Source organism: Streptomyces sp. NPDC102467, assembly GCF_044765445.1.
Taxonomy (GTDB): domain Bacteria; phylum Actinomycetota; class Actinomycetes; order Streptomycetales; family Streptomycetaceae; genus Streptomyces.
Map to the genome: position 1 here is coordinate 178,147 of NZ_JBIWKA010000020.1, position 19,481 is coordinate 197,627.

General features: G+C 70.6%; 13 protein-coding genes. 7 read left to right on the forward strand and 6 right to left on the reverse strand.

Going from position 1 to position 19,481, the window contains the following annotated elements:
- Nucleotides 1-220 precede the first annotated feature (220 nt).
- Nucleotides 221-1,744, forward strand: a complete 1,524-nt coding sequence (locus ACIREE_RS35405; RefSeq protein WP_404161770.1) for a chloride channel protein — start codon at nt 221-223, stop codon at nt 1,742-1,744.
- Here ACIREE_RS35405 and ACIREE_RS35410 read toward each other — a convergent pair.
- Complete coding sequence (locus ACIREE_RS35410) at nt 1,669-2,247, reverse strand: CU044_2847 family protein (protein WP_404161773.1); 579 nt, start codon at nt 2,245-2,247, stop codon at nt 1,669-1,671. The two genes, ACIREE_RS35405 and ACIREE_RS35410, sit on opposite strands and share 76 nt — an antisense overlap.
- Nucleotides 2,248-2,397: 150 nt before the next feature.
- On the opposite strand from ACIREE_RS35410, the gene ACIREE_RS35415 reads away from it, so the two are divergent.
- Nucleotides 2,398-3,894: an FxsB family cyclophane-forming radical SAM/SPASM peptide maturase gene (locus tag ACIREE_RS35415; RefSeq protein ID WP_404161776.1), complete on the forward strand. Its 1,497-nt coding sequence runs from the start codon at nt 2,398-2,400 to the stop codon at nt 3,892-3,894.
- On the forward strand, nt 3,891-5,090 hold the full coding sequence (locus ACIREE_RS35420; RefSeq protein WP_404161779.1) for an aKG-HExxH-type peptide beta-hydroxylase: 1,200 nt from the start codon (nt 3,891-3,893) through the stop codon (nt 5,088-5,090). The genes ACIREE_RS35415 and ACIREE_RS35420 overlap by 4 nt, the downstream gene beginning before the upstream one ends.
- 31 nt (nt 5,091-5,121) lie before the next feature.
- On the opposite strand, the gene fxsT is transcribed toward ACIREE_RS35420, so the two are convergent.
- The 3 genes from fxsT to ACIREE_RS35435 are packed head-to-tail and all read right to left on the reverse strand — an operon-like array spanning nt 5,122 to nt 12,592.
- Nucleotides 5,122-9,378, reverse strand: a complete 4,257-nt coding sequence (gene fxsT / locus ACIREE_RS35425; RefSeq protein WP_404161782.1) for an FxSxx-COOH system tetratricopeptide repeat protein — start codon at nt 9,376-9,378, stop codon at nt 5,122-5,124.
- Between the two features lie 3 nt (nt 9,379-9,381).
- Nucleotides 9,382-10,491, reverse strand: coding sequence for an AAA family ATPase (locus ACIREE_RS35430; protein ID WP_404161785.1), 1,110 nt, complete (start codon nt 10,489-10,491; stop codon nt 9,382-9,384).
- Between the two features lie 19 nt (nt 10,492-10,510).
- Nucleotides 10,511-12,592 (reverse strand): trypsin-like peptidase domain-containing protein, encoded by a 2,082-nt coding sequence (locus tag ACIREE_RS35435; RefSeq protein WP_404161819.1) that lies wholly within the window; start codon nt 12,590-12,592, stop codon nt 10,511-10,513.
- A 444-nt stretch (nt 12,593-13,036) separates the two neighbouring features.
- On the opposite strand from ACIREE_RS35435, the gene ACIREE_RS35440 reads away from it, so the two are divergent.
- Nucleotides 13,037-14,560, forward strand: a complete 1,524-nt coding sequence (locus ACIREE_RS35440; protein WP_404161788.1) for a chitinase — start codon at nt 13,037-13,039, stop codon at nt 14,558-14,560.
- An 81-nt stretch (nt 14,561-14,641) separates the two neighbouring features.
- Here ACIREE_RS35440 and ACIREE_RS35445 read toward each other — a convergent pair whose 3' ends face one another.
- Nucleotides 14,642-15,067, reverse strand: a complete 426-nt coding sequence (locus ACIREE_RS35445; RefSeq protein ID WP_404161791.1) for a pyridoxamine 5'-phosphate oxidase family protein — start codon at nt 15,065-15,067, stop codon at nt 14,642-14,644.
- Between the two features lie 248 nt (nt 15,068-15,315).
- On the opposite strand from ACIREE_RS35445, the gene ACIREE_RS35450 reads away from it, so the two are divergent.
- The gene (locus ACIREE_RS35450; RefSeq protein ID WP_404161794.1) at nt 15,316-15,729 is read left to right on the forward strand and encodes an acyl carrier protein; all 414 of its coding nucleotides are present in this window, start codon (nt 15,316-15,318) and stop codon (nt 15,727-15,729) included.
- Nucleotides 15,730-15,771: 42 nt separating this feature from the next.
- Here ACIREE_RS35450 and ACIREE_RS35455 read toward each other — a convergent pair whose 3' ends face one another.
- On the reverse strand, nt 15,772-16,335 hold the full coding sequence (locus ACIREE_RS35455) for a CGNR zinc finger domain-containing protein (protein WP_404161797.1): 564 nt from the start codon (nt 16,333-16,335) through the stop codon (nt 15,772-15,774).
- A 128-nt stretch (nt 16,336-16,463) separates the two neighbouring features.
- Here ACIREE_RS35455 and ACIREE_RS35460 point away from each other — a divergent pair, with 128 nt between their 5' ends.
- Nucleotides 16,464-17,096, forward strand: a complete 633-nt coding sequence (locus ACIREE_RS35460) for a LysE family translocator (protein ID WP_404161800.1) — start codon at nt 16,464-16,466, stop codon at nt 17,094-17,096.
- Nucleotides 17,097-17,737: 641 nt separating this feature from the next.
- Nucleotides 17,738-19,042 (forward strand): DUF4157 domain-containing protein, encoded by a 1,305-nt coding sequence (locus tag ACIREE_RS35465; RefSeq protein ID WP_404161803.1) that lies wholly within the window; start codon nt 17,738-17,740, stop codon nt 19,040-19,042.
- The last annotated feature ends 439 nt before the right edge of the window (nt 19,043-19,481 follow it).

The following is a 19,481-nucleotide window of genomic DNA, read 5'->3' on the forward strand; positions in this document are numbered from 1 at the left end:
GTGATCGACACTCTTCCGGGGCAATCTCGCATTTGCGGGCCGGGCAGGGGCCCGTATGATGCACGCCTTCGAAGGCGTCGGTCGGCACCGCCGGGGAACTCCATGATCCCCGACAGGGTCACTCACTTTCGATGCAGTACTCAGCCGCCGTCGTGGGAAGTACCCAGACAGACGACGCCCGCCCTCGGGGGGCAGGGACTCGGGGGAGAGGGAAGACCGGATGGGGCGACTAAGCCAGTACTGGTGCCGCCGTAAGGGGCAGCTCGCCACGTTATTGACCGGAGGCGTGCCGCGCGGGGACGGGCAGCGTCTCAGGCGTCTGGTCGTCGTTCCTCTGTTTGTAGGCGTTATCGCCGCCCTCGGGTCGGCCGGGCTCTTCGCGCTGCTCGGGCTCGTCACGAACCTGTTGCTCGGCGAGTTGGCGGGCCACCATCCTGCACGAACGGCACTGGAGGGTGGAGGGGGTGCGGTCGGAGCGCTCGGGTTCGGACTGTGGCCTGTTCTTCTCATCGCCGGGGCGGGCGCGGCGGTGGCGGCGACGTTGTGCCGGGCGCTGGCTCCTGAGGCCCGGGGGCACGGCACGGATGCCGCGATCGAAACGGCGCACGAACGGCCGTTGGGGATCAGGCCGCGTGTTCCCGTCGTCAAGCTGCTGGCCTCCGCGCTGACGATCGGTTCGGGAGGTTCGGCCGGGACGGAAGGCCCCGCGGCGCAGATCTCAGCAGCGGCGGGGTCGGTGTTCGCACGGCGCGCGAGGTTGTCACCCGAGGAAGCCCGGACGGCGGTGGTGATCGGGCTGGCGGCGGGCGTCGGGGCGATCTTCACGGCGCCGTTCGGCGCGGCGCTGATGGCCTGCGAGGTGCTCTACCGGCGGGGAATGGACGCGGGGCTGCTGCCACGGGCTCTGATCGCCTCGGTGACGGCGTGGCTGGTGTTCGGCCTCTTCTTCGGCTTCGGTCCGCTGTTCGGTCGGAACGCGTCCGCCGGGGCCGCGTTCGGCTGGGTGGATCTGGGTCTTTACCTCATTCTCGGCCTGCTCTGCGGCCTGCACGGCCGCCTCTACGTCTGGGCGTTCTACCGGGTCCACGACTTCGCCGAGAAGCGACCGCGACGGTGGATCTGGCAGATCGGTCTGCCGGTGGCGGGCGCCGTCGCGGCGGCGGGGATCGGCATGGCGGTCCCCGGAGTACTGGGGACCGGCTACGGGATGCTGCAGTCCTTCGCCGACGGCACTCCGCTCGCCGCGACATCGCTGACCCTGCTGCTTCTGCTGCCATGGGCCAAGACGCTGGCAACGGTACTGACAGTGGGCACCGGCGGCTCGGGCGGGCTTTTCGGGCCCGCTCTGGTGGTGGGAGGGGCGCTCGGCGCGAGCGTGTGGGCGGTGGCCGAGCGGGCCGGCCTGCCGGTCGCGGGGCCGCTGTCGTACACGGTCGTCGGCATGGCCGCCCTCCTGGGGCCGGTGGCACGGGCCCCGATCGGAGTGCTGATCATGGCGGTGGAAACGGTGGGAGCCGCCGCGCTCCTCCCCCCGGCCCTGTTGGGTACCGGGGTTTCGATTCTCGTGGTGCAGGGGACGACGCTGTACCGGAGCCAGCGGGACAGCCCGCCGGGCAGCGCCACGTTGCCGTCGGCCCGATCCATCGCGCCGCGGTCCCATGACCGTAGTCAGCCGGTGCCGGAATCCGAGGTGTCGGGTTCCGGGCCAGGGCCGTCTCCGTGTCGCGACTCCGCCGTCTCCTGACTTCCGGCGTCCGCCTCGTCCGCCTCGGCCGCCTCGTCCTCCTCGTCCTCCTGCCGGCGATTCGTCTGGCCCTCCCAGGTGAGCTTCACCTTGAGATGCGCCTCGGTGCCGGCTTGGGCCAGGACAACTCCGGTGGCCGCGTTGACTTTCAGGCCGAATTCCATCTCCACCGCACTCGGGGACCTGGGCAACGCGGCCATCCGGCTCAGGGCACGGCCCGCGACAGCCGTGAGCCGGGCGAGGCCGGCCTCCAGGCGCTCCGCCGGGACCGCACCGGTCGCCTCGCCGTCTCCGGCCGGCCCTCGGCCGCGAATCCGCTCGGTACGCCAGGCTTCGCTGTGGATCTCGACGTGGATGACCTCGTCGAGTTGGGCGTCCTGGGCGGGCCCCGGCGCCTGCACCGGTATACGTGAGGACTCTCTCGTGTCGCTTCGGGGCCAGCCCGGTGAATCGTTCACGACGGTTCCCTCCACGCGCGCGGACCAGCCTGCGAACGAGGCCAACTATGGCTCCTCATGGGCACGTTGACCAGACCGAAGATGTCCAAAACCGTCCGGTGGCCGTCTACGCACAGCAGCTCATTGTTCGTACTCTCATTCGTGGTGGGCTGTTCCCGGCGGGTGGGGACGCCGTCGGGAGGGGATGAAGCACGCATGGGAAACGCTGCTCGAGGGGCACGGACGAGGCATCACCGGCTGTTCCGGACTGCCGCCCGTGCGCGCCGGGCCGCTTTCTCCCCGCCGCACGGCCACGACGCCGGACCTCCGCCCACGCGTCTGCCTCCCGCCGACGGGCCGCCGGACGAGGGCTTCCTGGGCGGTCCGGACCTGGACGACGTGCTGGAGCATCGTCACCCGGCCGTCATCGAGGCAGCCGGGGAGCTCGCCCGGAGGATGCAGGGCAGTCCGGCGCCCATCGCCGCGTACAACTCCTACGCCGGTCGGAGCGACACCCTGCCCGCCCCCCGGTCACGACCGTCTCCTCGCGCCGAACAGCCGCTCGCGTTCCAGGAGTTCGTCGTCAAGCTCAACAGCCGGTGCAATCTCGCCTGCCGGTACTGCTACGTCTACGAGAGCGGCGACGAGGATTGGCGGCGACAGCCGGTACGCATGTCGGACGCCGCCGTGCGGCTCATGGCGAAGCGGGTCGGGGAGCATGTCCGGCGACACCGGCCGGCGACCGTCCGCATCGTTTTCCACGGCGGCGAACCACTGCTGTCCGGCGTGGACCTCGTCACAGGGGCGACACGTGCGCTGCGCAAGGAAGTCCCGGCGGACACCTTCCTGCAGGCGAGCGTGCAGACCAACGGCGTCCTGCTGGACCGGCCCGTTCTGGAGGAGCTGCTGCGCCACCGCGTCTCCGTCGGCGTGAGCCTGGACGGCCCACCGGAGATACACGACCGGCTGCGCCGCGACCGGCACGGCCGGGGCACTCACGCGCGTGTCGCCGCCGCACTGCGCCTGCTCGCCTCGCCCCGCTACCGGCCCCTGTGGGACGGCGTCCTCACCGTCGTCGACCCCACCTCGGACCCCGCCGCCGTCTACCGCCACCTCAGCGCGTCGGGCACGCCTGTGATCGGCCTCAATCTGCCCCTCGCCAACTGGGACACACCACCGCCGGCCCACGCGGCGGGCGGCGCGACGCCGTACGGGGACTGGCTCGCCACGGTCTTCGACCTGTGGCTGGCCGACGGGCCCGCCCACGGCCACGGTCGCCCCGATATCCCCCTGTTCAGCTCGTTGTTGGCCCTCCTGGACCATGAACCCACCAGCACCGAGAGTCTCGGCGCCGGACCGAGCAAGCTGGCCGTGGTGGAGACGGACGGCTCACTGAGACTCTCCGACCATCTCAAGTTCTCCTTCGAGGGCGCCGACCGGACCGGGCTCCATCTGACCCGCGACTCCTTCGACGACCTGCTGGCGCATCCCGGCGTACGGGCCCGGCAGACCGGCATCCGAGGACTGTGCTCGCAGTGCCGCTCCTGCCCGTTGGTGGAGGTCTGCGGCGGTGGGCACTTCAGCCACCGATACCGCCGTACCAACGGGTACGCCAACCCGTCCGTCTACTGCCACGATCTCGCCCGGCTGATCCAGCACGCGGCGGCGCGGCTGCAGCCCCTCGCGCCGCCGGCGATGGAAGCGACACCATGAGCGTCCCGGTGCTCCGCACACCGGTCGGAGCCCCGTTCGTCGAGGCGACGTGGACACGCCTGGCGGCCGGGCTGCTCACCGGCCGGGAGATACGCGCCATGTGGACGGCCCTGGCCCAACGGAACCTGCTCCTCCTGGGCATCGTGCACCAGCACCATCGCGACAACGCGGACTGGCGGCAGGCCATCGACGTGACCAGGGCGTCACGCGCCGGCGATCCGTCGGGTTTCGCAGGGTTCCTCGCGCTGCCCGCGACAGGCTCCTGGCTCGCCCGGGCGGCGCGCTCACCGGCGATGTCCGAACCCTCCGACTGGTTGCGCTTCGCCCTCGCGATGGCGCTGCTCACCTCCACCGACGCCGACCTGACCGTGCCGGCCGGCCCCGCTTCCACACTGAGCCTGCCGGGGCTCGGCACCGCCCGGCCGACCGAGCCGGGCGTCTTCCCGCGACTTCACGCGCGCACAGCCCGCGACGCGGAGAGCGGGATACGGCTGAGCCTGCCGGGCAGCGGGGTGCCGCTCCCCCACAGCTGGAGCCCGCAGGCCCGGCTGACTCTCTCGGCCGGGCCCCGAGGTCCGCGGACGAGCGTGCAGCTCGACACCGCGGATGCCTATGCCCTCACCGCCGGTCTCGGAACTGCCGCCCCCGTCTCGTCGCACTGGCAACGCCTCCTCGCGCAGGGCTGGCAGCGCCTCGCCCGTATCGCGCCGGCCCGCGCACGTGTCGTCGGGCGCGTCCTGCACGTCGCGGTGCCGCTGCCGCCGACCGGTACGAACGGCTGGTCCAGTGCCTCGCACGCCGACGCGGCCGGGCTGGTCGCACTGGCCCCGCTGGACTCGCCCGCCGCGACAGCCGCCGCACTGGTCCACGAGACGGAACACTCCCTGCTCGCCATGGCCGACAGCGTCCATCCACTGCTCGCAGCCACGCCGGGCACTCTGCTGCCCGCACCGTGGAGCGCCGTGCCGCGGCCGCCGCACGCGCTGCTGCACGGGGCCGCCGCGTTCCTGGTGACGGCCGCCTACTGGCGCACGGAGCGCCGAGCGGGGAACCCGGCCGCGGCCGACCAGGAGGAGCACTGCCTCATGCTGGCCCGCACCGCGGCGTCGACGCTGCTGGCGAGCGGCTGCTGTCTGCCGCCGGGCCGGAGCGTGGCCACGGCCGTGCGGGCCGCCGCACACCGCTGGCACCACTGACCGGAGACCCGACTCCCGCTGCTCACACAGGTCACAGGGGAGGCGGTTCGATGTCGCAGTCGGCACGACGCCGTTCCGCGGCCGCGAGGGTCTCGGGGTGGTCCGGTCCGAGCGTGTCCGTCAACCGCTCGACCACACTGTTCAACAGGGCCTCCCCCGCCTCCTCGTCCACTGGGAGGATGTCCAGGGCGAGGTTCCGCAGGGCCGCGAGAGTGGCCGGATGGCGCTCCCCGTAGCGACCGGTGAGCACCTGCGCGGCATCGCCGTCGAGAGCGCGGGCCTCGTCGATACGGCCCGCGGCCGCCAGCCCGGTGGCAACGTTGATGCGGGTCAGCAGCAGCCAGGGGTGGTCGGGGGCGAGGGCCCGCGCGAGGGCGCGGGCCGAGCGTTCGTCCAGGCCGAGTGCGCGGGAGTGCTCACCACAGGCGCGCAGTGCCGCCCCGTGGTTGAGCGAGGCGAGGGAGGTCAACGGGTGGGCATCGCCGAAGACACGGCGGTAGCCGGCCTCTGCCCTCGACGCCTGGTCCAGGGCCGCCTCGTTCTCGCCGTTCACCCGCAGATCGTTGGCGAGGTTGGTGGCCGCGGCGAGGGACTCGATGTGTTCGGGGCCGTAGAAGAGCAGATGCCGTTCGAGGGCCTCGCGGCCCAGGTCCAGGGACTCGCCGTATCGAGCGGCGCGACGGGACGTGACGGCCGAGTTCTTGATGGCGCGCAGCGTGTGCGGATGACTGTCGCCGTAGCTGTTCCGATAGCGGGCGAGGGTGTCCCGCTGGAGTTGGTAGGCGCCTTCGTAGTCGCCGCATTCGCGTCGGTCACGGGCCACGTTGTTGATGGCGAAGAGGGTGTCGAGCGCGTCTTCGCCGTACAGGGCCCGGTACCCCTCGTAGTTGAGCCAGTCGCGGGCGAGAGCCTCGTGGTAGAAGCCGTTGACGCGCAGGCTGACGGCGTAGTTGTGGGCCGTGCGCAAGGCGATGGGGTCGTCGTCCGCGTAGTCGGCGCCGACCTGCTGGAAGGCCCAGGTGTCGAGTTCCTTGGCGGCGCCCAGGTCGCCGGCGGTGCGCAGATCGGCGGCATAGGCACCGGCCGCGTTGACCACGTACTCGCTGCTCGCGGGCAGCGTGGCACGCAACCGCTCATAGACGTGGCGGCTGAGCGGCCGGGAGCGAGTGAAGTCGGAGAGGAGCCAGTACGCGGCGGCCTGTTGCCGCATCGCCCACAGTGTCTGCGGGTCGTCCTCGCCCAGCCGTACCCGCCAGCGGTCCACCAGACGCTCGCTGAAGCGGGCACAGGTCTCCGGGACACCCGAGAAACGAAGGAACATGGCCACGGACAGGGCGGTCTCACGCAGGCCGCGGTCCTCACAGTCTATGAGGCCCGTCGGCTCGAGGTGGCTGAAGATGTCGGTGTAGCGCCGCCAGTCCGCTCGCTGCTGGACGTCTCCGGGGTCATGGGCCGCGAGCAACTGGTGGACGATGTGGCGTTGGTCCGCGCGTTCGGTGTCGTCGAACTCTTCTTGGAGTACGAGGCGGAGCAGCCGGTGCATCTGTACGGTGCCGCGCACGTTGTCGACGTTGAGCAGGGACTGGCTTCCTATGGCTCGCAGGGCCCGGGAGCGGAGGATGGGGTCGGCCGCCAACTCGGCGAGCCCGGGCGGCAGACCGGGGATGACCCGGGTGCCGTGCAGCAGGCTCAGAGGGACGGGTTCGGGCCCGAAGAAGGCGAGCAGGCGGAGCAGTTCCAGAGCGCCGGGGACGCTGTCGCGCAGGGCCTGTGTGGACGAGCGCCACACAGTGGCGACCGGCTGGGACACGGTGGGAACACGCTCGGCAAGGACCTGCCGGTGGTTGCGCTCGATGAAGTCGAGGAAATCGTCGATCGACTGTCCGGTGGTGCGCTGCAGAGCGGCGCACTGTTCGAGGGCGAGCGGTAGATCGCCCAGGATGTTGGCGAGCCGGTCGGACTGTGCCGGATGGTCCTGCCAGTGCGCACGTTCGGCGAGGAAGCGGACGCTTTCGGCACGAGTGAAGACCTCGACCTGCGCGCAGGGGATGACGTCGGACCAGCCTGCGTGCCTGGAGGTGATGATGATGTGCCGGGTGTCGGAGGTCCCGCGCATGAGGTACTCGACGTAGGGCATCGTGTCGCGGGGATCGCCGGCGTTGTCGAAGACCAGCAGCCAGCGGCGTACCGGCCGGCCGGTGGCGAGCGCTTCCAGCACCCTGGGGATGACCTCGCCCTGTCCGTCGGGAACGACGCCGACCTCGGGGGCGAGAGCCGCCAGTTCCAGCCGGACGACATCGGGCTGTTCGGCATTGATCAGCCAGGTCCTGTCGTACTCGGACCGATGGTCCGCCATGTATTTCAGGGCCAGTTGGGTTTTCCCGACACCCCCGAGTCCGCGCAGGGCGACGGGAAGAACGTCGGTACGTCCGGTGTCGTGGAGCAGGGAGCGCAGATCGCCGAGTTCTCTGCCACGGCCGGAGAAGTGTGGGATCGGCAGCGGGATGGGGCGGTGGACGCCGCGTTGCGGGACGTCGCTCTGCCCGACCGGGACGGTCGGGGGTTGCTCGGTCTGCTGGGTCTCGGTGGTCGGGGGATTCGCCTGCACTGCGCCTCCGTGATGGGTGCCGACGGGTTGTGCCACTCGAACCACAGGTGGTTGCGGCCGAGGCGAAACCTCGCCACGCCCTTCCACGACCGGTTTCCCACCCATACGGACGTGCACTCCGAGCGCACCCAGCGCTGGTGCGGCAGCGGTGAGCAAGGACGCGTCGAGGTCGCTGCGGGCCCGGCCGTCGGAGTGCAGGAGCAGATCCAGGACGTCGTCCCGGCCGGTGGCGCGCCCTGCGGAACGCGAGGCGCTGCGCAGCGCATCCCACAGTTCGCTTCTGCGGACTCCGCGCAGGAGCGCGGCGCGTATGCGTTCCTCCGTGTTGGCGCCGGCCCCAAATGTCCAGCTGCCTTCGCGGTCTCCCCTCACGAGTCCGCTGCGCAGAAGTTCGGCCCAGGGCAGCGGGTGCCCGTCGGCCGCGTCCTCGCGCACGGCCCGCACGACGTCGGGTGTCAGTGGCACCAGCGCGAGGTGGAGGGCGAGCTCCCGGGCGGCCGCCGAGGCGTTGTCGAAGAACGTCCGTAATACCCCTGCGGTCTCCGCCCCGCTCTGCGTGCTCTGCGGGACGGGTTCGTCCGGCGTGCGCACGGCCCCCCTGGCCGGCGGTTCCAGGAGCAGGGCAGCCACCTCCGAGTAGGGGTGGTCGCCCGCCGTGACGAGAGAGGCCCAGGCGGCGAGCCAGCGCGTGTCCCATGCGATCACGGGGACGGCGAGCGGCAGGCCGGGAGTGACGGCGGCGGTTGTCCAGCCGCCGTCCCGGCGCAACTCCCAGGAAAGGTTCGGGGCGCCGCGTTCAGGGACGCGGACGGAAATGTCGCGCGGTACCGCGTCGGAGTCGCCCCACATGTGGGCGGGCAGGGGATGCGCCACGGTCACCGGTCCGTGCTCCGCCCAGCGGCGCAGGAAGACGGGCCAGCGGCCGTCGGGCCGCCAGTCCGCTCCCTGACAGTCGCTCAGGACGAGGAAGAGGCGTTTTCCGTCGCCGGTGAGCAGCTCCGCGGGGTCCCGCACGAACGGGTGCGTCCCCGTCCGCCCCTGGGCGGGGGCCCTGGTGTGCCAGACGTGTACGTCACGGAAGACGCGGCTGGCACGCAGGGAGTGCACCAGGTCGGCCGCGGCACCGCTCCAGGGTTCCATGGTCGGGTAGTCGTCGATGATGACGGCGAGGTCGAACCAGCGTCGGCGTTCGGGCACGAGGACCGGCAGCCACAGTCCGTGGTCGGCCGCCTGTTCAGCGGTCGCGTCCTCGTCCAGCAGCGCGGTTCCTGGCACCTCACGTCGTCGGGCGAGCGGCCTGAGGGCGGCCGCGAGCCGGCGGGGCTCCCGCCAGGCGGCCTCGCTCCGTCCTCGGGTCGCGGCGGGCGGTGGCGCAGGAACCAGGTCGGGCCGTTTCGCTCGTGCCGGCCTGTGCTCGTCGGCGAGGGGAGGGCCTTCCGGCCGTTCCGCGGGTCCGTCGTGCTCCGGACGACCGTCGTCGGGTGTCGCGCCGTCCTGGTCGCTTGTCCATTCCTGCGGGAGGGGCAGTGGTGGGCGGTCCGGGATGTCCTCGTCCCGGCTGTGACTGTCCGGGCCGGGCGGGTCGTCACCGGGCCGTGCGGAGAGCTTGCGGGCAAGCCAGAGTGCCTCCGCCCATTCTCGGGCGGAAGGATGGAGACCTACTGGGCCGGTGTCCGCCATCGGCTACCCATCTGCCGTCAGATCGCGCCAGAGCACTTCGCGCAGCTCCTCCCAGTCGCCTCCTCCTCCGTTGGTCGACACAGCACCGTTGGTGACCATGTGGACGGCGTTGAGCAGTTGGTCGGCTGTGTAGGAGCCGTTCCCGGCGCGCTCCACGAACTCCGCCGTGAGCGAGCGCACGGCGGCCTCGTCGGCGCCGTCGAAATGCGACGCGACCATCGCCGCCAGCCGTCGGCCGGTCGGAGCGGGCATCCGTATCTCCATACAGCGGCGGCGGAACGCGGGCGAGAACTGACGCTCGCCGTTGCTGGTGAAGACGACGATCGGGAACTCCCTGCACCGCACCCGACCGCCATGCACAGTGACGGTTCTCGTCGGTGCCGGGTCCGAGGTGGCGACGTCGACCTGGCGGTGCGAGACGGCGATCCGCTCGAGCTCGGGGATGCCGAACTCTCCTTCCTCCAGGACGTGCAGGAGGTCGTTGGGGAGATCGAGATCGCTCTTGTCCAGCTCATCCACGAGGAGCATGCGTGGCCGCGCCCAGGGCAGCAGTGCGGTGCCCAGCGGTCCGAGAGTGAGGTAGCGGCCGATTCCCGCGGCCACTTCGTCGTCACGTTCGTCGCCGCGGAGCCGAGGCCGCGCCGTGTTGTTCCGGGGGCGGTTCGACTCGGTTGCGATGCCCGCTTCGTGAACCCGGCCGATGGCGTCGTAGGAGTAGAGCCCGTCGCGCAGGGTGGTGCGGCTCACGACCGGCCACCACAGCACCCGGCCGAGTCCGAGCTCGGCCGCGATGTGGTGCGCGAGCGTCGACTTCCCCGTGCCGGGTTCGCCGGTGACCAGCAGGGGGCGCCGCAGATGGATGGCGGCATTCACCACGTTGAGGACCGAGGCGTCGAGACCCCCCTCCCTCCTGCTGCCAAGGCGTCGGGTGCGGTCGTCCTCGTCCGCGGCCGGGGGCTGCGGCAGCGTCTCGTGCTCCTCCGACGCAGGGAAACGGCGCCATGGGGGCGCTTTGGGCAGCGGTGGGGCGGCTGTCGACCCGCGCCGCGTTCCCGACCCGGTGAACACCCACCACGACGGAATGTCCCGGGAGCCGGGTGACTCCTCCGCCATCACCGGCCTCCGATCGCCGTCATGCGACCCCTCCAGGCTCGTCGTCCGAGTTCCACAGTACGGTCAGGCACTCCCGGAGGTCCACCGCGGACGGGCCGCCTCCCGCTCTCAACTGTCTTATTTTTAGCAATAGTTGATCGAACGGGACGGACAGCGACCGGAGCAGCTCCTCGACCTGCCCCGCCGCGGCGGGTTCGCGCACCACGACGACGGCGAACAGGCCGCCGTCCAGGAGTGTGCCCGACACATCTCCCAGTACGTCACCCCAGTGGGGCGAAGGCCGCATCAGCACGCCTCCGAGCACATCCGGATCACGTGCGGCGTCCCGGGCACGGGCCGCCGTCAGGGAACCGTCCCGGTCGATCAGGGCGGCCGGGGGACGGAACTCCCGGTCCGGCCGCGCGAAATGGGCCCGTCGCCGCTCCCGGAGCGCGAGGCGCCCGTGCCGGCTCGCCACCTGTTCGAGGTCGCGGACGATCAGCTCGTGCTCGGCTCCGATCGGACCGGCCTCGACCCCGGAAGGGGACATCCAGGTCCACCGGTCCACGGGCTCGAACCGGTGGCGCCTGGGAAGCCGGAACTCCACCAGGATGCGCACCTCGTCGTGCTCCCGCCCGGCATCCACCCGGTCGCGATAGCAGGCCATCGCGGCCGACCGCACGGCGTCCAGCGAGGGATAGTCGCCCTCCAGAAGGATCTCCGACGGTGCGTCCCGGAGCCGTAGCCCCCACAGCACACGCAAGTGGTACTGCTCGACCGGCCCCGCTCGGTGGATGACGAAGCACAGCTGGTAGCCCACCGACCTCCAGTCCTCCGCCACCGTCCTGCCCCGGGGATGGGCACGTACCCCCAGCTCGCGCGCCACGCCCTGGCGCAACTCGGCGAAGCGGTCCCGTAATTCACGGGTGGGGCACGCCGCGCCCACGGCCAGCAGCAGATCGATCACCGGATGGGGGGCGTCCTCCCTGGGGTCGACCAGAATCTGCTCGACAGCGCGAACGGCCCAGTCGGCCACCCTCTCCGCGTAGTCCCCACCGCCTTCCAGCCACTCGCACCGGGAGTGGCCCCACTTCGCCAGCAACCCCTGCGCGATGCCTTCCACCGGCACGTCTTCGGCGACGCAACGGGCCAGTTCCTTGCGGATCCGCCGCCAGAGAAGGAACGGGAGAACGTCCGGCGGGAACTCGTCGAGCAACGCCTCGGCGGCGTCGACCGGGTTCGCCTCGCCGCTCGCGACGCACCACTGGTGCACGTACGCGCGCAGAGCCCCGGGCTCCGTAGCCGCGTCGCGCATGTCGCGCTCGAGCCCGCTGTGGGCACCCCGCGAACCGTGCGTGCCGGAGACTTCGTACACGTCGATGGTGCCGCGCGCGTGGCGTCTCAGGATGGCGACGTCCTGTTCACTGCGCGTGCCGGCGAGACCGTCGGCGAGCCTCGCGAACCGGTCCTCGCCCGTGGGCCCGTCGACGACAATGCCCGGCAGCAGGCGAGCGAGCAATCCGACGGGCAGCGCCCAGACCAAGGGGACCTCGCCGTTGGCGCCGGCGAGCCGCTCGACGAGCATGCCGACCACGTTGCCGGACGCGTCGAACACCCCGCCGCCGCTGAAACCTGGCTGAACCCCGACCTGCCCCGCTCCGACCGCGTCGGCAGCGTCCAGTTGCAGCCAGCCCTGACGACTGACCTCCCGGCCGCCCGGCCGCAGCCGCACCCACATGTGAACGGCCCCGCCGTCCACCGGCCCGTAGACCCTGACCCGGTCATCGGGTTCCCCGCCAACCCTCGCCCCCTGCGCGGCGGGGAACATGGCCGCCGCGGTGTCGGACCGGAAACGGACGGGACGGAAGCTGGGCAGAGGCTCGTCGTCCAGTTCGACGACGGCCACGTCGTCGTCCGGCAGCCACGCCTCGGAGACGGCGGTCGCCGCCGTCTCCACCGTCCCCGATTCACCCTCTCTGGCTATCTGCACTCGATATCGTTCACGAGGAGGTTCGGGTCCTGGCCGCTCAGCGAGCACATGAGCACAGGTCAGGACCCTGCGCTTGGATATCGGAATACCCATTCCCAGGTGTTCCCCGTTCGGCCCGAGCAGGAATGCCATCCACGCCACCACGCTCCCCCTTATCCCACTGGTCGACCATGGTAAGAGCCGTGGGTACGGAAGACCATGCCCTGCCCCATCACCACATGCTGTCCGACGACATGAGGTCCTGCACCTTCAGTCGTGCAACTTCCCGCAAACACGCCTCAGTTGACAGTTGAGTACTGATGCCACGGCCGGCAAGCGGAGTCACGCGGTCGAGTCGGACGCCGTCATGTCGGCGACACGGGGGGCCAGTTGGTCACGCAGCCGGTGGAGCGGCACACCTGCCGCAAACCCCGTACGCGCAGGCCACTCAGCCGGTTGTCGTTGATGGCCACCCCCTTGATTGGTCTAGTCCTAATTTGGTTCAGACCATTGACTTGCCCATGGCAACAGGACTACCTCATAGGCAACGCCCGCGCGTCACGCCCCAGTTGACGCCCCATCACCTCTTGGATGGCCATGAGACGTATGCGTTCCCTCCGTGCCACTATCACCGCTGCGGCCACCACCGTGGCCGCTCTGGGCCTCAGTGCGGTCGCGGGCACCCCCGCCCAAGCGGCGACTCCGCTGCCCGCCCATGTCTTCGCCCCGTACTTCGAGTCGTGGACAGGCGAGAGTCCTGCCGCCCTGAGCGCCCAGTCCGGCGCGAAACACCTGACGATGGCGTTCCTCCAGACCGCGGCCAAGGGATCCTGCACCGCCTACTGGAACGGCGACACCTCCCTGCCCATCGCCCAGACCTCCTTCGGCTCCGACATCAAGACGATCCAGGGCCGCGGCGGGGACGTCATCCCGTCCTTCGGCGGCTACACGGCGGACACCACCGGAACCGAGATCGCCGACAGCTGTACGGACGTCGACCAGATCGCCGCCGTCTACGAGAAGGTCATCACGACCTACGACATCCCCCGGCTCGACATGGACATCGAGGTCGACTCGCTGGACAACACCGCTGGGATCGACCGGCGGAACAAGGCCATCAAGAAGGTCCAGGACTGGGCCGCCGCCAACGGCCGCAAGCTGGAGATCTCCTACACCCTGCCGACGACCACCCACGGCCTCGCGGCCGGCGGTCTCGCCGTCCTCAAGAACGCCGTGACCAACGGTGCCAGGGTCGACGTCGCCAACATCATGACCTTCGACTACTACGACAACGCCTCCCACGACATGGCGGCCGACACCAAGACCGCCGCTCAGGGGCTGTACGACCAGCTGGCCAAGCTCTACCCGAGCAAGACCGCCGCCCAGCTCTGGGGCATGATCGGCGTCACCGAGATGCCCGGCGTCGACGACTTCGGCCCGGCCGAGACCCTCTCTCTCGCGAACGCCAAGCAGGTGTACGACTGGGCGGTCGCCAAGGGGATCAACATGATCTCCTTCTGGGCACTCCAGCGCGACAACGGCAGTTGCCCCGGCGGCGCCGCCGCGGACGGCTGCTCCGGCATCGCACAGAACACCTGGGACTTCTCGCACATCTTCGAGCCCTTCACCAGCGGCACCACCGCCCCGAGCAACGACTTCTCGCTGACGGCGACCCCGGCCGCCGCGACGGTCAAGGCCGGCGCCTCCGCCGTCACCTCCGTGAAGACCGCGGTGACATCGGGCTCCGCCCAGACCCTGAACCTCACGGTCAGCGGCGCACCTGCCGGCGTCACCGCCTCCCTGAGCCCCGCCTCGGTGACGGCCGGAGGAACCTCGACACTCACGCTCACCACCACCACGGCGGCCGTCAACGGCACGTACGCGATCGTGGTGAGCGGCGCGAGTCCCTCGGCCGCGCACTCGGCGACGTACACCCTGACGGTCACCGGCGGCAACGGAAACCAGTGCACGGCGGCGCCCTGGGCCTCGGCCACGATCTACACAGGAGGCCAGCAGGTGTCGTACAAGGGCCACACCTGGAAGGCCAAGTGGTGGACGACGGGCGAGGAGCCCGGCACCACCGGTGAGTGGGGCGTCTGGCAGGACCTCGGAGCCTGCTGAATCCGCAGGGATCTCCAGTACGTCGTCCGTCCGGGGTGCGGGCAGCGGGCAGCGTCACGTCGACGCGACGACCGTGACCGGTCAGACGTTGCCAAGGTCGGAGGAGACCCAGCGCTCCGGGCGGACCGTGACGACGACCGCTTCGCCATGGTTCGCCTCGGCGTACTCGACGTAGCCCTCAACCTTCTCGGGCGGCAGATAGCGCGACGCCATCTCGGTCAGATGCGCGCGGGTGGCGGGGACAGTGGAGATCACCGGACCCTCTACGGACACATAACGGACGGTCGGCTCGAGGCGATCGACCATGAGCGTGAACCGGCCCTTCCGCGCGATGAGTTCATGCTTGCGTGAGCCCTTGCCGGTGTGGATCCAGATATCGCCGCCGGGCGCGTACTGGTACCAGATCGGCACAGTCAACGGCGCCCTTCCCTCGCCTGCGTCGACCGCCAGGGCCGCGACATGCGGCTCGGCGAGGAATTGCTCACGCTCTTCGCGGGTCAGGGCCATGGAACTGCTCCTTCGGAGGTGGATGTCATTGCGGTCACGTCGTCAGACGGTTCGGCCCGGCATCCCGCACGAGGCCCCGGGGCGACGGTCCTAGTCCGCCGTCGCCGAAGTCCGGGCGCTTTCGTGCGTGCACGCCGGCCCTCGCGGTGTCGAGACCGCCTTGCCTCAAACATCCTGCACGCCCCGCACATCCGACCTGTGCATCGACGTGTCCGCCGCGCCGGTGCCGCCGTGGACGGGGCGACGCGATGCCGCTCGCGCCCCAGGGCAACACCTCCGCCTTCAACAGCCGTGCCGTGACCGGCGTGTCCGCCAAAGGCAGCGGCGAACTCCTCCCCCGGTACCGCCGCGACTGCCCCCTTCGGCCGGACGCGCGCGTCGACGCGGAGGCGGCGGCGAGCACGGCTCAGCAGCCCGCCGCGTCCGGGCCTCCTCGCACCGCTCGCCCGTGGCCGGACCTCGCCGGGGCCGCCCTCGGCATGGAGGCCTCCGACCTCGACGGCCGACGCCCGCTGAGCGACTACGGCCCGGACTCCCTCATGGCCGGCAGGATCCGACTCCAGCTCGCCCGTGACCACGGGCTTGAGGTGACGGCGGGTCAGTTGCTCGGCGCCCGCTCCCCGGCCCACCTGGAGGAGATCACCATGCCGCTGCCGAGCTGAGCCGGCGCGTCCTCCGCGCCGGGTGGGCGCGAGCGGATGCGGTCATCCGGCGCCGGCCGCCCGGCGGCTGCGGAAGGCGGCCACCCGGGCCCGGTTCTGGCACGTGACCGAGCAGAAGCGGCGTCGGCCGCCGGGCGACTGGTCGATGTACACATCGGCGCAGTGGGCGCCCGCGCACAACCCGATGCGCCCCCATCCGTGCTCGGCCAGGTGGGTGCGCAGCGTGACGGCGACGGCAGCGAGCAGCGCGTCGTCGGTCGCCGCCACGGACCAGACGGCGTGGAACGTGTCGTCCGGCGCGGCCGCCAGCACCGGACGCGCTCCGGCGGCAGAGAGCAGCCGGGTGAGCCGGTCGGCGCAGCCGGGCGCGTCGGCGGCGGCGAACACCGGATGGATCGCGTCCGCCACGCGGGCCACGGCGTCCGCGTCCAGCGCGTCCCGCACCGCACCGGGCAGCGACAGGTCACCGAGGGAGTCCAGGCGGGGCAGCGGCTCGTCGGTCCGCAGGCCCTCCTGGCGAGGCCGGGCGCCCCAGCCGTTGACCAGATCGACGAGTACCTCCGGGGTCAGCACGGACACGGTGACGGTTCTACCTCCACAGTCCATAACTTCACCGTAACGCATTGAGCCGCTTCTTCACGTTGCAGGGACGCGCTCCACTCGGTAACGTCATGAGTGGCCTTTATGCGTTACGCAGAGATGTCCGGGCAGATGGGCAAACCCTGGAGGAGACCATGCTCGACCTCACACTGCTGCCGGCCTATCTGGTGGCCGTAACACTCGTCACCGTCGCTCCGGGACCGGATGCCGCGTACATCGTGGCGGTCGCCGTCGAGCGCGGACCGCGGGCAGGCCTGCTCTCCGCCACCGGGATGGCTCTGGGCATGGTCGTCCACGTGACCGCTGCGGCACTGGGCCTCGCCGTCCTGCTGAAGTCCACCCCCCTGGCGTTGACGGCGCTGGAACTGGCGGGCGGCCTCTACCTCGGCCTGCTCGCCGTAAAGACCTTGCGCACCGCGCGGAAGCCTCTCGTTCACGCCACGGCGACGCCCCCCGGCCGCGACGTCCTGCGCCGCGCCGTGGTCACCAATCTGCTCAACCCGAAAACGGTGCTCTTCTTCGCCGCCTTCCTCCCGCGCTTCACCAACCCGGACCGAGGAGCGCTCTGGCTGCAACTGGTCACCCTCGGGCTGATCTTCCTCGCGATGGGCCTGATCTGGGACAGCACCATCGGCCTGTGCGCGGGCCGGCTGGGGCAGGGGCTGCTGCACGGCCCCACGGCGGCCACCGCGGTCAACATCGCGGCCGGACTGACCTTCGCCACGCTCGCCGGGCTCCTGCTGAAGGACGTGGTCACCGCACTGTGAGCGGCTCCGTGCCCCGGCCCGTCAGCTGAGGTTCCGGCTTCGCCTCCGCCACTCACGTCGACTGCGCGGGTGCGTGACGGGCTGGGCATGGGCGGCATGTCCGGACGCCCTCTCGCGCTGCTCGAGGCGGTCTCGGTCCTACGGCCATCGAGCGCCCCGGCGCGAAACATGGCACTGGCCGAGCGCGCAGACGATTGACCGGCGCGGCATCCGCCGATCCAGCGCTCGATGTACGCGTTCGCTCGTGGGGCCCGGACCGGGGTGCAGCCCAAGGGCCGGACCCTGGAATCCATGGGCTGACCGGGGCCTGCGGCGGTCGCCTCCGTCGAGGCTCCGACCTGCACACGCGCACCATCGCACCAGCCGGTCGGGTGCACGCTCACAACGGCGCGTGGACCCGACCGCCATGTGGGCGGCGGATGACGGCTGTTGGGCGCAAGTGCCCGTGCAGCTGTGCTGCCCTTTCGGTACTTCCGTGGATGTGTCCCTGTGCTGTAGTCAGGGGAGCAGCCCGGATCGACTGCACAGAAAGGCTCTTGATGCGCGCTCAGGACGCGGACAGGACTCCCAGGGCAGCAAAGGCCCTCCGTACGAGTGCGGTCTCCGCCGCGCCGCAGGAAGACGTGCCCCGGACCGCGCTCGTGGCCCTGCAGCGCAGCATCGGTAACGCCGCCGTCAGCCGCCTGATCGAGGAGGCCCGGCACCAACACGACGAGGGCTGCGGCCACGAGCAGGACACCGCGCCCGTGCAGCGCTCCGCCGTCCACGACGTCCTGCGCGGCTCAGGACAGCCCATGGCGGCGCCGCTGCGGCAGGAGATGGAGGCGCGTCTCGGCGCGGACTTCTCCGATGTACGCCTGCACACAGGCCCAACCGCCCAGCGCTCGGCCGGCGAGATCGGCGCCCGCGCCTACACCTCGGGCAGCAGCATCGTCATCGGCGACGGCGGCGCCGACAAGCACACCCTGGCCCACGAACTCACCCACGTCGTCCAGCAGCGCCAGGGACCGGTGGCTGGGACTGCCCGGGGTGACGGGCTACGCGTCAGCGACCCTTCGGACCGGTTCGAGCGGGAGGCGGAGGCGACAGCCAGACGCGTCATGTCCGTGTCCGCTCCGCACGCCGGGCGGGCCTCGGAACCGGCCGCGGAGCAGCGGCCGGCGGCGGCCGGGGACGGGACGGTCCAACGCGCTCTGAACACGGAGGACATCGACAGGTGGAAGGAGAAGCTGGGACTGGCGAGCGCACCCATGGTGGTCGAGGTGCCCGCGAACACGTCCGCGGCGACTCCGTTCTCCGAATATCCGGCGGACTGCCGCATCAACCTCACCCCCGAAGTCGCGGCCTTGAACGTGAATACGGTCACCGGCGTGGACGGCACCGATGCCGGAGTGATCATTTCCTCGGCCGGCGGTGGAGCCTACTTCGAGGAGCACCGGGTCCTGCTGGTCAACCATGAGGTGTCGGGTGACTACACGAAGAATCAGACGATCATGCACGAGCTCGGCCACCAGAAGCAGCAGGAAGGGGGCATCGACATCAACCAGACGAGAAACAGCAAGGCGCTGGTCGAGTACCACAACATCGTCTGCAACGAAAATATGCTGACCCACGCGGATGACAACCAGGCGAAGCCCCGCTTCTTCTATATGGGGAGAGGCGACCTTTCACTCTCCACGGACACGAAGACCAGGATGACGGCGGCCGGCTGGGCCCCCACCTCCAACCTCTGGGACCTCATGCAGCGGCATGTGAGTGAACGGGGCAATGACAACGAGAAGAGGCTGCTGCAGGAGATCACGACAGCGCTGGACAGCGAAGAAAATACCGCCCGCTACGCCGAGAAATCAGGAAACAAGTTTTCCAAGAGCTACAAGGATGCGATCAAAGCCAACCTTGCGGGGCTCTATTTCACCGGGAAGTTCCCAGCGCCTGCGGCGGCGTAGGACGACCACGAGCTGAGCTCCCCGGCCACCCACGCTGGGCTGTGCCGGCCGGCCCACTCCTCCGCGGCCAAGGATGAGCCAAGGATGACAGCTGGCTAATTTCGGGGAGGGGCGACATCGTGCCGTCATTCGTCCTACGCCACCGGGTCCGCCTCCACCACCTCGCTGATGCCCCGCAGGGCCGCCGCCCCGCTCGCCACGTCCGCGCCGCGGACCAGCGTGGGCGTGCGCCTGTCGCGGCGAGCCGCATCCCGGATGCCGCAGAGGACTCCACGACCGCGTGCTGATCGTCAACGAGCGGCACCTGCGAAGCGTCCTGGCCGCATACGAAACGCACTCTAAAAGCAATGCTGTTGCTTTACGGGCTGGCGGGTTGGGGTCGTTGGATGCGGACGGCTTGAACGCCGGCGCGGGCGGGCTGGGGCCAGTTCTGGTGTTC

Coding starts and splice junctions, on each gene's coding strand:
- ACIREE_RS35405 (WP_404161770.1), top strand. CDS start 221: ATGGGGCGACTAAGCCAGTACTGGTGCCGCCGTAAGGGGCAGCTCGCC.
- ACIREE_RS35415 (WP_404161776.1), top strand. CDS start 2,398: ATGGGAAACGCTGCTCGAGGGGCACGGACGAGGCATCACCGGCTGTTC.
- ACIREE_RS35420 (WP_404161779.1), top strand. CDS start 3,891: ATGAGCGTCCCGGTGCTCCGCACACCGGTCGGAGCCCCGTTCGTCGAG.
- fxsT (WP_404161782.1), bottom strand. CDS start 9,378: ATGGCGGACACCGGCCCAGTAGGTCTCCATCCTTCCGCCCGAGAATGG.
- ACIREE_RS35430 (WP_404161785.1), bottom strand. CDS start 10,491: ATGGCGGAGGAGTCACCCGGCTCCCGGGACATTCCGTCGTGGTGGGTG.
- ACIREE_RS35435 (WP_404161819.1), bottom strand. CDS start 12,592: ATGGCATTCCTGCTCGGGCCGAACGGGGAACACCTGGGAATGGGTATT.
- ACIREE_RS35440 (WP_404161788.1), top strand. CDS start 13,037: ATGAGACGTATGCGTTCCCTCCGTGCCACTATCACCGCTGCGGCCACC.
- ACIREE_RS35445 (WP_404161791.1), bottom strand. CDS start 15,067: ATGGCCCTGACCCGCGAAGAGCGTGAGCAATTCCTCGCCGAGCCGCAT.
- ACIREE_RS35450 (WP_404161794.1), top strand. CDS start 15,316: ATGCCGCTCGCGCCCCAGGGCAACACCTCCGCCTTCAACAGCCGTGCC.
- ACIREE_RS35455 (WP_404161797.1), bottom strand. CDS start 16,335: ATGGACTGTGGAGGTAGAACCGTCACCGTGTCCGTGCTGACCCCGGAG.
- ACIREE_RS35460 (WP_404161800.1), top strand. CDS start 16,464: ATGCTCGACCTCACACTGCTGCCGGCCTATCTGGTGGCCGTAACACTC.